The sequence below is a fragment of the Barnesiella viscericola DSM 18177 genome (genome assembly GCF_000512915.1).
In the GTDB taxonomy this organism is placed as follows: domain Bacteria; phylum Bacteroidota; class Bacteroidia; order Bacteroidales; family Barnesiellaceae; genus Barnesiella; species Barnesiella viscericola.
In genome coordinates this window covers 395,267-409,120 of sequence record NZ_CP007034.1, presented here as the reverse complement: position 1 = coordinate 409,120, position 13,854 = coordinate 395,267, and the positions used below count along the sequence as shown (strand labels likewise).

Annotated in this window: 15 protein-coding genes; 6 read left to right on the top strand and 9 right to left on the bottom strand. The window is 50.0% G+C overall.

Annotated elements, in window-relative coordinates; translation table 11 throughout:
- Positions 1–152: 152 nt before the first annotated feature.
- The gene (locus BARVI_RS01720; protein WP_025277566.1) at positions 153–1,322 is read right to left on the bottom strand and encodes an IS4 family transposase; all 1,170 of its coding nucleotides are present in this window, start codon (positions 1,320–1,322) and stop codon (positions 153–155) included.
- Between the two features lie 489 nt (positions 1,323–1,811).
- Between BARVI_RS01720 and BARVI_RS01715 the strand changes: the two genes are divergently transcribed.
- The 3 genes from BARVI_RS01715 (at position 1,812) to BARVI_RS01705 (ending at position 6,621) form a co-directional block, all read left to right on the top strand.
- Positions 1,812–3,146 (top strand): alpha-L-fucosidase, encoded by a 1,335-nt coding sequence (locus BARVI_RS01715; RefSeq protein ID WP_051401060.1) that lies wholly within the window; start codon positions 1,812–1,814, stop codon positions 3,144–3,146.
- A 26-nt stretch (positions 3,147–3,172) separates the two neighbouring features.
- Entirely contained in the window at positions 3,173–4,840 is a 1,668-nt protein-coding gene (locus BARVI_RS01710) for a hypothetical protein (RefSeq protein ID WP_025277564.1), read from the top strand.
- 260 nt (positions 4,841–5,100) lie between these two features.
- Positions 5,101–6,621 (top strand): DUF3943 domain-containing protein, encoded by a 1,521-nt coding sequence (locus BARVI_RS01705; RefSeq protein WP_025277563.1) that lies wholly within the window; start codon positions 5,101–5,103, stop codon positions 6,619–6,621.
- Between the two features lie 72 nt (positions 6,622–6,693).
- Here BARVI_RS01705 and BARVI_RS01700 read toward each other — a convergent pair whose 3' ends face one another.
- The gene (locus BARVI_RS01700) at positions 6,694–7,812 is read right to left on the bottom strand and encodes a DUF362 domain-containing protein (protein ID WP_025277562.1); all 1,119 of its coding nucleotides are present in this window, start codon (positions 7,810–7,812) and stop codon (positions 6,694–6,696) included.
- Positions 7,813–8,049: 237 nt separating this feature from the next.
- Between BARVI_RS01700 and BARVI_RS01695 the strand changes: the two genes are divergently transcribed.
- Genes BARVI_RS01695 through BARVI_RS01685 form a run of 3 tightly spaced genes read left to right on the top strand, consistent with a single transcriptional unit; the run spans position 8,050 to position 9,874 of the window.
- Entirely contained in the window at positions 8,050–9,003 is a 954-nt protein-coding gene (locus BARVI_RS01695; RefSeq protein WP_025277561.1) for an alpha/beta hydrolase, read from the top strand.
- Positions 9,000–9,290, top strand: a complete 291-nt coding sequence (locus BARVI_RS01690; protein ID WP_025277560.1) for a DUF2089 family protein — start codon at positions 9,000–9,002, stop codon at positions 9,288–9,290. The genes BARVI_RS01695 and BARVI_RS01690 overlap by 4 nt, the downstream gene beginning before the upstream one ends.
- On the top strand, positions 9,287–9,874 hold the full coding sequence (locus BARVI_RS01685; RefSeq protein WP_025277559.1) for a hypothetical protein: 588 nt from the start codon (positions 9,287–9,289) through the stop codon (positions 9,872–9,874). The genes BARVI_RS01690 and BARVI_RS01685 overlap by 4 nt, the downstream gene beginning before the upstream one ends.
- A 97-nt stretch (positions 9,875–9,971) precedes the next feature.
- Here BARVI_RS01685 and BARVI_RS01680 read toward each other — a convergent pair whose 3' ends face one another.
- From BARVI_RS01680 to BARVI_RS01650, 7 genes are all read right to left on the bottom strand, one after another.
- Positions 9,972–10,448: a DUF4252 domain-containing protein gene (locus tag BARVI_RS01680; RefSeq protein WP_025277558.1), complete on the bottom strand. Its 477-nt coding sequence runs from the start codon at positions 10,446–10,448 to the stop codon at positions 9,972–9,974.
- Between the two features lie 2 nt (positions 10,449–10,450).
- Positions 10,451–10,942: an anti-sigma factor family protein gene (locus BARVI_RS13470; RefSeq protein ID WP_038534230.1), complete on the bottom strand. Its 492-nt coding sequence runs from the start codon at positions 10,940–10,942 to the stop codon at positions 10,451–10,453.
- Positions 10,939–11,436 (bottom strand): RNA polymerase sigma factor, encoded by a 498-nt coding sequence (locus tag BARVI_RS01670; protein ID WP_038534228.1) that lies wholly within the window; start codon positions 11,434–11,436, stop codon positions 10,939–10,941. The genes BARVI_RS13470 and BARVI_RS01670 overlap by 4 nt, the downstream gene beginning before the upstream one ends.
- Positions 11,437–11,443: 7 nt before the next feature.
- Complete coding sequence (locus BARVI_RS01665) at positions 11,444–11,875, bottom strand: DUF4252 domain-containing protein (protein WP_025277556.1); 432 nt, start codon at positions 11,873–11,875, stop codon at positions 11,444–11,446.
- 13 nt (positions 11,876–11,888) lie between these two features.
- The gene (locus tag BARVI_RS12845; protein ID WP_025277555.1) at positions 11,889–12,344 is read right to left on the bottom strand and encodes a DUF4252 domain-containing protein; all 456 of its coding nucleotides are present in this window, start codon (positions 12,342–12,344) and stop codon (positions 11,889–11,891) included.
- 175 nt (positions 12,345–12,519) lie between these two features.
- Positions 12,520–13,062: a 2-oxoacid:acceptor oxidoreductase family protein gene (locus BARVI_RS01655; RefSeq protein WP_025277554.1), complete on the bottom strand. Its 543-nt coding sequence runs from the start codon at positions 13,060–13,062 to the stop codon at positions 12,520–12,522.
- Positions 13,063–13,079: 17 nt separating this feature from the next.
- Positions 13,080–13,841: a thiamine pyrophosphate-dependent enzyme gene (locus BARVI_RS01650; RefSeq protein ID WP_025277553.1), complete on the bottom strand. Its 762-nt coding sequence runs from the start codon at positions 13,839–13,841 to the stop codon at positions 13,080–13,082.
- Positions 13,842–13,854 lie beyond the last annotated feature (13 nt).

The window sequence follows — 13,854 nt, the reverse complement described above, 5'->3', positions numbered from 1 at the left end:
AGAGACAAGGGGAGCAGAATCATCTGCTCCCTTTATTTTAGTATTACATTTAATAAAATGTAAACTAAGTTTTGTATTATTAAAAAGAGTGTTTTATATTTGTGGGGTTAAAATTATAATATTATGAGACATCACTGCTGTCCGGAGAAATTTTACCATAAAGTAGGTTGCTCGACAGAACCCGCCTCCGGAACACAAACGGGAGTTGTCGGCTGATTATAAATTTCACGGATATCCGCCCTCTGGAAGAGGACTTGTCCGATTGAGTTAGAGATAGAATGAAGACTTGGATCCAACCCGTATCGCTTCTTCGCAATGATGAGCAGCAGATAGTCACAAATGGCTATCCATATCTGCGTGTACACGGCGTTCTTGGAAGTGCCGTAGAAAGTCCTGATGTGAAGATGCTGCTTGATCCATTTGAAGAACAGTTCTATCAGCCAGCGTTCACGGTAGAGTTCCGCAATAGTCAGCGGATCGTCAATCGCAAAGTTGCTGGTCAGAAATCGATATACTCTTCCAGTCTCAAAGTCTTCATACACAACAAGTCTCAATGTGTCTGGATACTTTCTGGTAGAGTAATATCCAGCAAGTCTGATAGTCTCATCCGAAAGAACGCCCGAGTCTTTATTGACAGGTCTGGACTCAATAACCTCATAAGACATATTGTCCTTGGCGCGTGTAACAAAGTAGGCGCCCTTTTGCTGGAAATGCTTGTAAAGTTTCTCAAAGGCAACATATCCCCTATCCATCAGGTAGAAAGCACCTGCTTCAACAGGAATCTTGTCCATCATCCTGGCATCGTTAACCTTGCCTGGCGTGAGCATGACAAATGTGGGAATCGAGCCTCGCAGATCCATCAGTGTATGTATCTTGAACGCGCCCTTACCATGATGAAACTCGGCCCATGGACACAACTTAAGACACAGTTCAATGGTACTGCTGTCAAACGCATATATCATCTCCTCAAGACCAATTCGCAGCTTTTCATCCTTGTAAAGCATCGTGGCTTCCTTTACCAAAGTCATCGCAAAGTCTTGATATATACGCCAATCCTTCTTCTCATTGGCCTCCGCAAGCGTGGATCGAGGTATTGCCTTGATTCCGGAGCGATAGAGGTCGCCGCAGAGGTTAAGTGTAGTCTCTATATCTCTCAAACCAGCTCTGTCAGTGAACTGTGCAAAACTCATCACCATGAACTGGTCACGACAATTGAATTTGATAGCATGCCGGTCACCTTTGTAGCGGTCGACACATTTCTTGAACTCGTATTCGTTAATGAGAGACATAATCTGAGCGAAGATTGTTTTTCCTTTGTTCATGGCTTGCGGATAACCTCTTGATGGCTACCGCAAAGTTACTGATGTTCTAATCGAAAAATTTTCTAATGCTTATAACATTATTGATGTTTAATAATTAAACCCTTGTCGGAGAATTTTTCTCCGGACACTAGTGAATTCGTATGTGTTTATAAGAGACATAACCTGTGCAAATATTGTTTTTCCTTTGTTCATAGTTTGCAGAATTGGCTGTTTATACCTTCTTGCAAAACTATGATTTCTAATCGAAAAATTTTATTATCCTCGTAACCAGTTGAGTATTAATTAATAATAGCTGCTTTGGAGAATCTTCTCCGGACAGCAGTGATGAGACATATCTGCAAAAGATTAACCTTTGTCACACTTGTTCTAGGACTGACAAGTTTGTCTTTGCCCGTAAAATCCCAAGATTTTACGGAGCAAAATCTTCCCAATCCCGACAACATCCCGTCTCCTGTTTTCCCGGTTCCGACCGAGCGACAGTTAAATTGGATGGAGACGGAGTTTTATGGCTTTTCACATTACGGCCCCAATACCTTTGTAGGAACAGAGTGGGGTAATAACCGTAAACCCAATCCGAAAGAGTATGCTCCGCAAACCATACCCGATTGCGACCAATGGGTCGAGGCCATGCACTCGGCCGGTATGAAGGGTGCCGTAGTTATTTGCAAGCACCATGACGGTTTCTGTCTGTGGCCCACCGAGAGTACCGATTTTAGTGTATTGAACGGTGCAGGCGTGAGTGCGCAGGTCGATATTCCCTTGCTGTTTTCCGAGGCCTGTCGCAAACGCAATATGAAATTTGGAGTCTATCTCTCTCCCTGGGACGCCAGCAATGAGCATTATGCAACCAGTACCTATGTGACCGATGTATTTTTGAAACAGATAACCGAACTTTGTACCAACTACGGCGAACTGTTTGAAATCTGGTTCGATGGGGCCAATGGCGGTCAAGGTTATTATGGCGGCAATTCTCTGGTCAACCGCACGATTGACAAGAAGACCTACTATGACTGGGATAACCTCACGCAACGCATTCACGAGATGCAACCCAACTGTGTGGTATGGGGTCGTGAATTCCGCTGGTGTGGTAATGAGGACGGTTATTCGGGAAAGACCTGCTGGTCCAATTTCGATGTAAACAGTATCAATAGCGAGACTACCAATAATGTGGGTGCCGAAGATGGCCTGTTGTTCATGCCTTCGGAGGTCGATGTACGCACAACCTCCAAATGGTTTTGGACCGCAGAAGAACAAGCCAAGTCGGCCGAGAGACTGTTCCAGATCTATCTCGAAAGTGTAGGGCGTAACGCTACCCTTATCATGAACTGCGCACCCAATACCGATGGCGTAATGCCCGAGAACGTATGTACGAGCCTTCGCGGTTTGGGCGAGTTGTTGACAGCCCGGTTGAGCGTCGATATGGCTTTGGATAAAACGGTAACGGCCGAGCAGACCCGTAACCCGGGCAACTTTGCCGCTTCCAACATGACTGATGGCGACAAAAACACCTATTGGGCCACCAACGACGACGAGATTACCGGAACCTTCGTCATTGACCTGGGTGAGGTGAAAACCATTCACTATGTGACCCTGCAAGAGTATATTGCCCTGGGACAACGGGTAAAAGGCTTCTCGATCGAAACCAGCAGTGACAACAGCTCTTGGGATCCGTTTGCCACCGGTACAACCATCGGTTACAAGCGTATTATGGCCAAGAACGACGATACGACCTCCTATGGCAGCGGTACGCAAGCCCGTTATATCCGTGTGAAGATTACCGACAGCAAGGCCTGTCCGCTTATCAGCACCGTTTCGGTATATTAATTAAACCATATCTAAACTAGAAAAAGATGAAAAGAATATATAAGAATCTCATGGGTGCAGCCGCGTTGCTTTGGGCATTGGGTGGATATGCCGAGACAACATTGTGCCAGTTTGAGGAAACCGATTATAGTGACATCTCCACCTATGATTATTGGGACAAGTCACCCTTCAATACGGGGAAACTCACCGGTCAGATTGACGTTGTAGACAATCCTTACTCCGACGATATAAACGGTTCGGGAAAGGTACTGGCCTTCCAGCGTTCGCGATATGGCAGCCACCTGTATGGAGCCCGTATCGATCTGACCACTCCGATAGCTCTGTCGCCTACACCGCAATACATTCACGTGTTGATGTACAAACCGGTATCGGGCCGGGTAGCTCTCGTGGGACTCGGGAAACGTAACGATTGGCCCGATCAGCCGGCTACAACCGTGCAATTTGTAACCCCTGCGACCAAAGAGCTCGATGCTAACAAGTGGGTCGATGCCGTATTCAGTGTGTATGGCAACGATGCTGCCGAGTTGCACAGCCTCGTAATCGTTCCCGATGTAGATTCTCACCTGGCTACCGAGACCGATTATGTAGCCTATTTCGATGAAATTGTGATTAACGACGATTCGCAACAGCGTTTTACGTTTGATCCCTATCCCTTGAATTTCGAGGCTACGCAAGAGAAAACCCGTCCAACAGAAGAACGTAATTTGGACAGTATTTCTGTCTCGGGCAATATGGGAGCCATGTACAGATCGAACTTGGCTGATGTAAGTACGGTGTATGCCGATAAGACTTCGGCCGATCCCATCTTGCTGAAAGTGGGAGAGTCTGTTACTGTTTCATTCGGTTACACGGGTAGTTGGATGCACCGGTATGTCTACCTCGACAAAGGCAATGACGGACGTTTCGATGTCGATGTACAGAACAATGTTCCCACAGCCAGCAGTGATTTGGTAGCCTATTCTTATTTATCGGGATATAACAGTACCGGTGCGTCGGCTTTAAATAGTACGAGTTCCGATCCTCCTGCATTTACCCTCTCTTCCGACATGACCCCGGGCTTCTACCGAATCCGTTGCAAGGTCGACTGGGACAGTTCGGTAGCTGCCGGTAATCCTAACTCCGACAACTCGATTGTAGCCAATGGTGGTGGTATTGTTGATTATCTGGCCAACGTGCATCGCGACAATGTGGCTTTGAACGTAGTAGCCAGAATGTGCGAAGTGACGGCTGCCGACGGATCCAATCTGCCAGCCGAGATACCTTTTGGCGAAGCCTTCTCGTTCAATATCGACATGGACAATGACTACAATATCACGGGGCTCGAGATCAAACACGGCTATAACCATGAGGGTGAAGAGTATGTGTTTGGAAACCGTCAGTGGAAGGTCGATAATGTGACGCTTGAAGAAGATGGCCTGATTACGATTCCGGCCGAATATATCGACGGTGATGTGGCGATTACGATTCTCTTCGAGAATAAGCCGACAAGTATTCAGGATACGGAAGAGTTTGACGGCTTGCGGGTAATCGCCGGCGAGAATCAGATTGAGTTACTCAGCAACGAAGAGGTTGACTACTCGGTTGTTCATGTGAACGGTGCCTGCTACGCTACCGGGCGATTTGCCGGGCGCGAAGTGATCAGTTTGCCGGCTGGCGTATATTTTGTCAACGGGCAAAAGTGCATAGTGCGCTAATCGAGATAATATACGAATCCTGATTATAGAAGAGGCCACCCCATGCGGGGCGGCCTCTTCTTGTCCATACTGGCGACGGCTTGTGGCGGAAAAGGAAATAGTATCTCACTGCGAGAGAAAAACCGGGAATAAATTGTTCTGAAATGCGGGAAGGTTTTTCGATAACTCATATCGTTGATTTTTGTATTGGTTTATTCTCTATCTTGCCGCCTCATTCGTAAAAGCGTATGACAATAGGAAGAAAAATTTTAAGAGTTTGTTTGGGGATTACTCTCCCTTTTAGGGTGTGGGGAGCCTCGGCCGAAGCACTCGATTCGTTGGATCTGTCCTGTCGAGACTCCTTGTTGGTTGATTATGTAGCCGTAGATTCTGTCCGGCCGCTGTATCCCCAGACCGTAGACTCGTTGCGACTCGATATTGCGGGTCTCCCCAAGAAACGCCCTTGGTTGTCGGGGGTCGAGGTGGTGGGTACCAATCTCCTGTTTCATGTGATTACCCGTTATATCATTCACGAGGATTATGCCCAGATTACCTGGTCGTCGATTAAGAATAATTTCAGGACGGGGTTTCTGTGGGATAACGACAAATTCAATACCAACCTCTTCTTTCACCCCTATCAGGGAGGGTTGTATTTCAACTGCGCTCGCTCCAACGGGTTGAACTTTTGGGAGTCGGCACCCTATGCCTTGTTCGGCAGTTCCATCTGGGAACTTTTTTTGGAGTTGCAACCTCCTTCGACCAACGATATCATCTCGACAACTTTGGGGGGTATGGCCTTGGGCGAGGTGAGTTACCGACTTTCGTCACTCGCTTTGAACGGGCAGGCACGAGGGTGGAACCGGTTTGCTCACGAAGCCGTGGGGTTTGTGCTCAATCCCGTGCGGGGAGTCAATCGGTTGATTACGGGCGAAGCTTGGCGCATAGGTCCGCGATATGTCGACCGGGCGGCTACGGTCCCGTTCTATTTCCAGTTCGATGCCGGTTATCGGGTACTCAGCTGTACCGATGCTCAGCCCGACCGCAGCAGGCATATAGGCTTTGTCGGGTTCAATATGGTCTATAACGACCCGTTTGAAATCGGAGGGAATGAGCCCTTCGAGCACTTCACGGCCCGTATGCTGCTGAATCTCTTTTCACGGCAGCCGGCTATCGGCGAGGCCAATATCTGTGCCTCGATATGGGGTAGGGCACACGAGTTCAAGAGTGGTAATGATTTGTTTGCAGGTATTTTCCAGAACTACAACTACTACGATAGCGAGAGTTTTGCCACGGAGTCGTCCTACACGCCTTTCCGCATAGCCGAGACGGTCTCTTATGGACCCGGTGTGCTGTACAGAGCCCGGCTGAGGAACAACGATATGTTGGTCTTGAACGGGTTCGTTTCGGGTATTGTGCTGGGTGGCTCGTTGAGCGACTATTTCCAGTTTCACGATAGGGACTATAATCTGGGTAGCGGTTACAGTGTGCGCGCGAATGGCTATTTTTCGTTGTGGCAACGGTTGGGCTTTTATCTGGCAACCGAGAATTATCATATTTTTACCTGGAAAGGCTATGAGCAAAAGGACTATGAGAATATCGATCAGAACTACCTGAATGCACAGGGCGACGTGAGTAACGCCCGTCTGCATAAATTGAACTTTCGGATTTCATACTCAATTTCTCCGCAACTCTCGGTGGCCGCCGAGACGGCCTGGTATCGTCGGAAAACGGATTATAAATATTACCCCGACGTGCGCTCCGATACGTTTGAATTCAGGCTTATGCTCTCTTGTCATCTATGAGGGCATGAACCCGAGGCGTCATCGGTAAGGCGCAGCCGGGGTAAGAGGAAATCAGTAGTCTGCCGGTTGCCGTTATACGGTAATGAGTTCGTATTGGCGAGTACCCAATCCAATCTTTTCGGCATGTTCGAGACCAGCCTGCCAGTTGGTATCGGGGTGCATCAGGTGGAACTTGTCGGCCCCTTCGAGATGTTCGTGGGGGTGCTTCTCGACCAGGCGGCTACCGTTGATGGCCGGCGCGGCGATGACCAGATCGGCACAGGCTTGATCCAAGGCCACAGGGTCGAACGAGGCCAGGATACCCAGGTCGGGCACGATGGCGGCGTCGTTGTGGTTCCAGCAGTCGCACTCGGGCGACACGTTCATGATGAAACTGATGTGGAAGTTGGGTTTGTCTTTCAGTACGGCCTGGGTATATTCGGTAATCTTGTAGTTCAGCCGTTCCGAGGTATCGCTCTCGCCCATAACGGCGGCATCGTGCTGGCACAAGGCTACACACTGTCCGCAACCCACGCACTTGTCATAGTCGATGACCGCTTTGTGGTCGGCATTGAGGTGAATGGCATCGTGGGCGCAATGTTTCACGCAGACGTTGCAGCCCTTGCAATTCTCTGTCTCGATTTTGGGTTGCGAGTTACAGTGCAGTTCCAGTTTGCCGCCTACGCTGGCGCCACCCATACCCAGGTTTTTCAGCGTGCCGCCGAATCCGGCTTGCTCGTGTCCCTTGAAGTGAGTCATCGAGATAACGATGTCGGCATCGGCCAGAGCCGAGCCAATTTTGGGAGCCTTGCAATACTCTCCGTTCAGAGGTATCTCGCGGTATTCAGTACCTTTCAAGCCGTCGGCAATGATTACCTGGCATTGGGCCGAGATAGGGTTGTAGCCATTCTCCATGGCGCTTTGCAGGTGATCCACGGCATTGGCGCGGCGACCCGAGTAGAGGGTATTACAGTCGGTGAGGAAGGGCTTGGCTCCCCATGAGCGGAGCAGGTTGGCGAGTCGGGCCGCATAGTTGGGGCGCAGGTAGGCCAGGTTACCCGGTTCGCCGAAGTGTATCTTGATGGCAACGAACTGGTCTTTGAAATCGATGGTCTCGATACCGGCCCGTTTGATTAACCGCTCCATCTTGTCGAGCAGGTTGCTCGATGGGGTGGTGTGCAGATTGGTGAAAAAAACCTTAGACTTGTCCATATGAGTTTGTTTTTGGTTGTGTATCATCGTGCCTGGTGGCAGAAGAAAAAACAGGCTTCATCGCGAAGTCGCTTCTGCTTCTTTTTCAGATAAAAGTACGAAAAAATCATTGTCGCATAATTATCTTTTTTTGTTTTTGGAATCAATAAAATTCATTGTATAATGAATAAAATTAAATAGAATATTTGATTTATTAAATATTGGTGCTATATTTGCTCATGTAAAATAGAAAAAACTATGAAACGATTATCTGTCAAATTAACGATTCTTGCTCTTTTGTGGCCGATGGCGAGTTGGGCCGTCGAGGAGCTCCCGGCAACATTGAATACCCCTACGGGTACAATTCAAGGCAAAGTGCTGTTGCCCGATACCGACCGGCCGCCGGTGGTTCTGATTATTGCCGGGTCGGGACCCACCGATATGGACGGCAACTCGCGGTTGGGTACCGTGACTGTCAAGAACAACTCGTTGAAACTGCTGGCCGAGGGATTGGCCCGGCAGGGGATTGCCTCGTTGCGGTATGACAAGCGGGGCATTGCATCAAGTGCCGCGGCCGGTAAGGAGGAGAAAGAGTTGCGATTTGACGATTATGTGGCCGACGCCCAGGGTTGGATCAACCAGTTGAGCGGTGATGACCGCTTCTCGTCGGTTTTTGTCTTGGGGCATAGCGAAGGGTCGCTGATAGGCCTGTTGGCCAGTCGTGACAATACACAGGTAAAGGGCGTGGTCTCTTTGGCGGGTGCCGGGCGTCCGGCCTATGAACTAATCGAGGCCCAGATGAGCAGTCAGCCGGCCGAGGTACGTCGGTTGGTGCAGACGGTCAACGATTCGTTGCGGGCCGGCAAGACCGTGGCCGATATACCCATGGGGTTGATGGCTCTGTATCGTCCGTCGGTGCAGCCCTATCTCATCTCGTGGTATCGCTATAATCCTCAGGAGGTGGTGGCCGCTCTCTCACAGCCGGTGTTGCTTGTGCAGGGCGACAAGGACATTCAGGTGGCCGTCGAAGATGCCCGGTTGTTGAAGTCGGCACAGCCTCGGGCCACGTTGCAGGTGATACCCGACATGAACCATGTGTTGAAGCGGTGCGAGTCGGTCGACGCTCGTGAGCAGCAGGCTACCTATACCAATCCCGAGTTGCCCGTTGTGGAGGAGTTGTTGAATGTGATTGTAAAATTTGTCAAGCCATGAGTACGAGTGAAACAAAAAAACGGTTGCCGTTGCGGTGCCCCGCCTGCGAGGCTCAGCTCAAAGTGTCGAAACTGGTGTGCGACCAATGCGGTACCGAGGTGTCGGGGTTATTCGACTTGCCGGCCCTGACGCGGTTGAGCGAAGAGGAGCAACGCTTTATGCTCGAATTTGTGAAGGCGAGTGGCAGTCTCAAAGATATGGCCAAGCAGATGGGGGTGAGCTATCCCACGGTGCGGAACTATCTGGACGATTTGATTGAGAAACTGAATAACATGGAGGAGTCATGAAGACGCTTTTTGAATTTTTGAAGAACCCGTTTTATCGGGTGGCCGGTTACACCTCGCTGGCATGGGGGGTGGGTGGTATAGTCGTTGCGACGGCGATAGCCTTTGTGGGTGGAGTTCATTTTCATGGACTGCTGCACTACGGTGGTGCACCCAATGGAGCGTGGTGGTGTTTTGTGGTCGAACATTTGGTGGTGTGGCTGGTGCCTGCCGTGGTGATTTATATTGCGGCGTTGTTTTGCAGCCGTTCGCATGTGCGTCCCGTCGATGTGTTGGGAACCGTCGCCTTTGCCCAACTGCCCTTTGTGGTGCTCTCGCTCTTCATGGCTTTGCCGCCGATGAGCGAGGTGGCTACGATACAGTCGGCGCAGGCTGTCGATGCCTTACTCACCGATACCACTTGGCTTCTCATGCTGGTGTGGATAGGGGCAGTGAGTTTGCTACTTTCCATTTGGGGGCTCTATTGGCTCTTCCGGGCCACATCGGTCGCCTGTAACTTGAAGGGGCGCAATCTGTGGATTGTCTTTATTATCGGTGCTTTTGGCGGAGATGTTCTGTGTCGTTATCTGATAGGCCTCTGCTATTGATACCGGGGCAGATGCTCCGGGCCTGAAAAAACGAAGCGGCTATCGGGATTCCCTCGATAGCCGCTTCGTTCGTATGAGAAATATGAGCTACATTTTTTTACTGCATGTTTTTCGTCAAACTTTGAAGGTGGCTGATTGATATGTTCCCGGTGAGTTGTATGATGACAAACTCGGTCTTCTCCTCGTTGACCAGCATGACCAGCTCTTTGATTTTCTTTTGTGCCTGGGGATAGATGTAGATGGTGACCTCTTCTCCGTCGTCCTTTACCTTCATCAGCTCTTCGTAGGGAGCCTTCTTGAAGATGGAGTCCGACGCTTTTCGGATACGGGCGATGAGGTTGGCATCATCTTCGCAGGTGAGAATCTGAATGCGGTCGAGTTCGTTGAGTACACTTTTCAAGTCGAGGGCATCTATTTCCAGCTGCCCCTCGGGCATCATGTTCAGCAGGGTTTTGGAGATGTTGACATAGGTTACATTCTTTTCGCCCGAGAACTGGTCGAAAATCGTATTTTGAGCCTGGCCGGACAGGATACCGACAACTGCGCTTAACAGGATATAGATGAGTCGTTTCATGATTATTTGAATTTTAAGTGCTTGTTGATAATCTGGTTGGTTTTTACAATCTCTTGTTGAGCCCCCTGCCATTGCCGGGCTCCCTTGTTGAGTTTCTGCGAGACGAGTATCAGGGCCCGTTGGGCTTCGGCGCAGGCATACATCTCCTGGTCGCTGAGCTTGGGAGCAGCCGGTTGGCGGGTAAAGTAGAGCCCGGCGGCCGAAGCCAGTATCAGGGCGGCTGCCACACCGCTGACCCATCGCCATACCGGAGCGATGCGGGTCGCCCGCTTGCGGGCGGGCAGGCGGTCGATAAAGGCCGACAGTCGCTCTTCCAGCCCGTCGGGAATCTCGGGCGTGCGGGGGACGAGCGCAAGGACGATACGCTTCTCTTCGAGGAACTCCCGGGGTACTTCGTGAGCGGCCAAATAGTCTCGCAATGCCTGTTCGTCGGCTTCCGACAGCTGGCCTTCAAAGAAACGGTCTATCTGTTTTCGTAACTCTTGTGTAGTCATATCTTTGGGGTAAATAGTTCTTTAATCGTTTTTCTGGCCCGGGAGAGCAGTACCCGTATGTTGGCGTTGCTCAATCCCGTCTCCTGTTCAATCTCGGCGTTGCTCTTCTCCTCGAAATGTCTCAGTAGCAAGACCTGTCGCTGGTTCTCGGGGAGTTCGGCTATGAGGCGAAGCAAGCGTTTCATATCCTCTCGCTGCTCCATGGCCCTGTCGGGTGGTGGGGCCGGTTCTATCTCGTTGGCCAGTGTCGACTCGTTGTCGGTCGGGGGCGTCGAACTGCGCAGTTTGTCGAGGCAGAGGTGCTTCAACAGGGTCACGGCATAGGCCTCGTCGCTATCGAGTCCGTCGAGAAACTCCTGTTTCTCCCACAGTTTCAGGTAGGCATTCTGTACCATATCCTCGGCATCGCATTCGTTTCCCAGGTAGCGGAAGGCCAGGCGATAGAGCTTTTGATAGTAGGGCAGGAATCTGGTCTTAAACTCTTGGTGAGTCATGGGTGTGTTATTTGTTTTTAAGAATCTCCGATTTCAGATTCCCTTTGAATCGCACCAGGTTGATTCCCTCCTTGTCAAGTTCGAGGATAACAACCTCGGACACCTTTTTCTTCGATTTCAGCATGAAAATCTTGACCAGTTCGTCTCCGTCCTGGGTGTCGAGCAATAGTTCATGGGGGGTGTAATCTTCCTTTACAATCTCCTTTCTCAGTGTTTGATAGGTTGTCTCATCGAGAGAGGCTTCGGTCACCTCGATGCTCTTGACCCCTTCAAAGGCACCTTTGAGACCCGATTTGTTCAGTTTCTCCTCGCTGTATTCGGCATCGGGCAGATTCTTGATTCGTGTGAACAGGGCGTCTATGGGCGTGTCGGCCAAGGCTGTGTGCAGGAACGAGGCCAGCATAACAGTCAGGAACAATGTGAATATCCGGAATTTCATGGTTCGTTTGGGGTTACTTGTTGTTTTCAATGATTGCGTTCAATTGCTCGGGGTCTATCGCACCCTTGATGCGAATGAAACTGACCTCGTCCTTCTCGAGTGAGATGATGACGATCTCTCTGATTTTCTCTTTTTCGATTTTCATCAGGATACGGGCCATCTCGTCCTCTTCGTTTGTGGATACGAGCGTTTCATAGCCGTTGTCGTTGCATTGGTTCAATAGTTTTTTCAGTTGGTTGTAGTCGGTGGCCGCAAGCTCTTCGGCGTTGAGAATGTTCATCGAATTGATTCCCTTCATTTCGGGCGAGAAGGGTTTGATGAGGTTCAGTACCAGCGGGGTGAGAGTTACTTTTTCGACATTAGGCAGACGGGTGATTGAACGGGACAGCTTGTCGATGCAGTTCCCGGCCAGCAGGGTAGAGGTGCTGCCGAGCAGGACCAAAGCGGCAAGTAAGATTTTTGTTTTCATATCAATCGTTTTTTCGTGTTCGCAATATGAAATCTGGTGTATAGCGCTATTTTAACCGGTTTTCATATAGAGGACGAACAATCGACAATTTTGTTACAAAGAAAATAAAAAAAAACGAGAGAAAAGATCCGCATCTTTTCTCTCGTTTCAACTATTTTCAGATTCTTGGGGCCGATTACGCCTTTTGAATAATCTCCATGCCTTTCATGATGGCTTTCTCATTCAGGGGAATGAGGTTGTGGTGACGCTCGGGCAGCGACTTTTTAAGTCCTTTCAGCACATTCTCCATGCTCACCATCGGTTTCAGTTTCAACAGACCTCCCAATACAATCATGTTCAATGCCTTGGTGTTGTTCATCTCAATGGCAGCCTCCATGGCGTTGATGCGGTACACGTTGATGTCGGTACGCGTGGGGGGGTGGTGTATTCCGTATCCGTCGTAAATGAGGATACCGCCCGGTTTCACCTTGCTCTCGAATTTTTCGAGCGAGGGTTGATTGAGAATCACCGCTACGTCGAACGAGTTCAATACCGGTGAGCTGATGCGCTCGTCGCTGAGGATTACGGTCACGTTGGCCGTACCGCCGCGTTGTTCGGGTCCGTATGAAGGCATCCAGGTAACCTCCTTGCCTTCCATCAGTCCGGAGTAGGCCAATATCTTACCCATCGAGAGTACGCCTTGTCCGCCGAATCCGGCTATGATAATTTCTTCTTTCATCTCTGTCAAATTTTGAATTATACGTTTTTGAGGTCTCCCATCGGGTATTTGGCAAACATGTGCTCCTCCATCCATTGGTTGGCTTTTACAGGAGTCATCTTCCAACCCGAGTTACAGGTCGATACGATTTCGACCAGCGATGTACCTTTGCCGGCCATCGAGTTTTCAAAGGCCAGCCGAATGGCTTTCTTGGCTTTACGTATCGAGGCGGGGGTGTGTACGCTCTGACGGGTTACGTAGCAGGTACCGTCGACACGTTCTACCAGTTCGGCGATGCGCAAGGGGTATCCGTTCAAGGCTACGTTACGGCCGTAGGGGCAGGTCGAGGTCTTCATGCCTTCGAGTGTCGTGGGGGCCATTTGACCGCCGGTCATTCCATAGATACCGTTGTTGATGAATATGATGGCAATGTTCTCTCCCCGGTTGCAGGCGTGAATCGTCTCGGCGGTACCGATGGCTGCCAAGTCGCCGTCGCCCTGATAGGTGAATACCATCTTCTTGGGGTTGAGTCGTTTCACGGCTGTGGCGATGGCGGGTGCCCGTCCGTGGGCGGCCTCGATCCAGTCGACGTCGATATAGTTGTAGGCAAATACGGCGCAACCCACCGGTGCGATACCTATCGTCTCTTCTTCAATACCCATTTCTTCTATGACTTCGGCAATCAGTTTATGTACTACGCCGTGGCTGCAACCCGGGCAGTAGTGCATGGGATTATCGTTCATGAGCCGAGGTTTCGTGTAAACCAGGTTTTCGGGCTTTATAATTTCGTTGATATCCATATGCATTTATTTA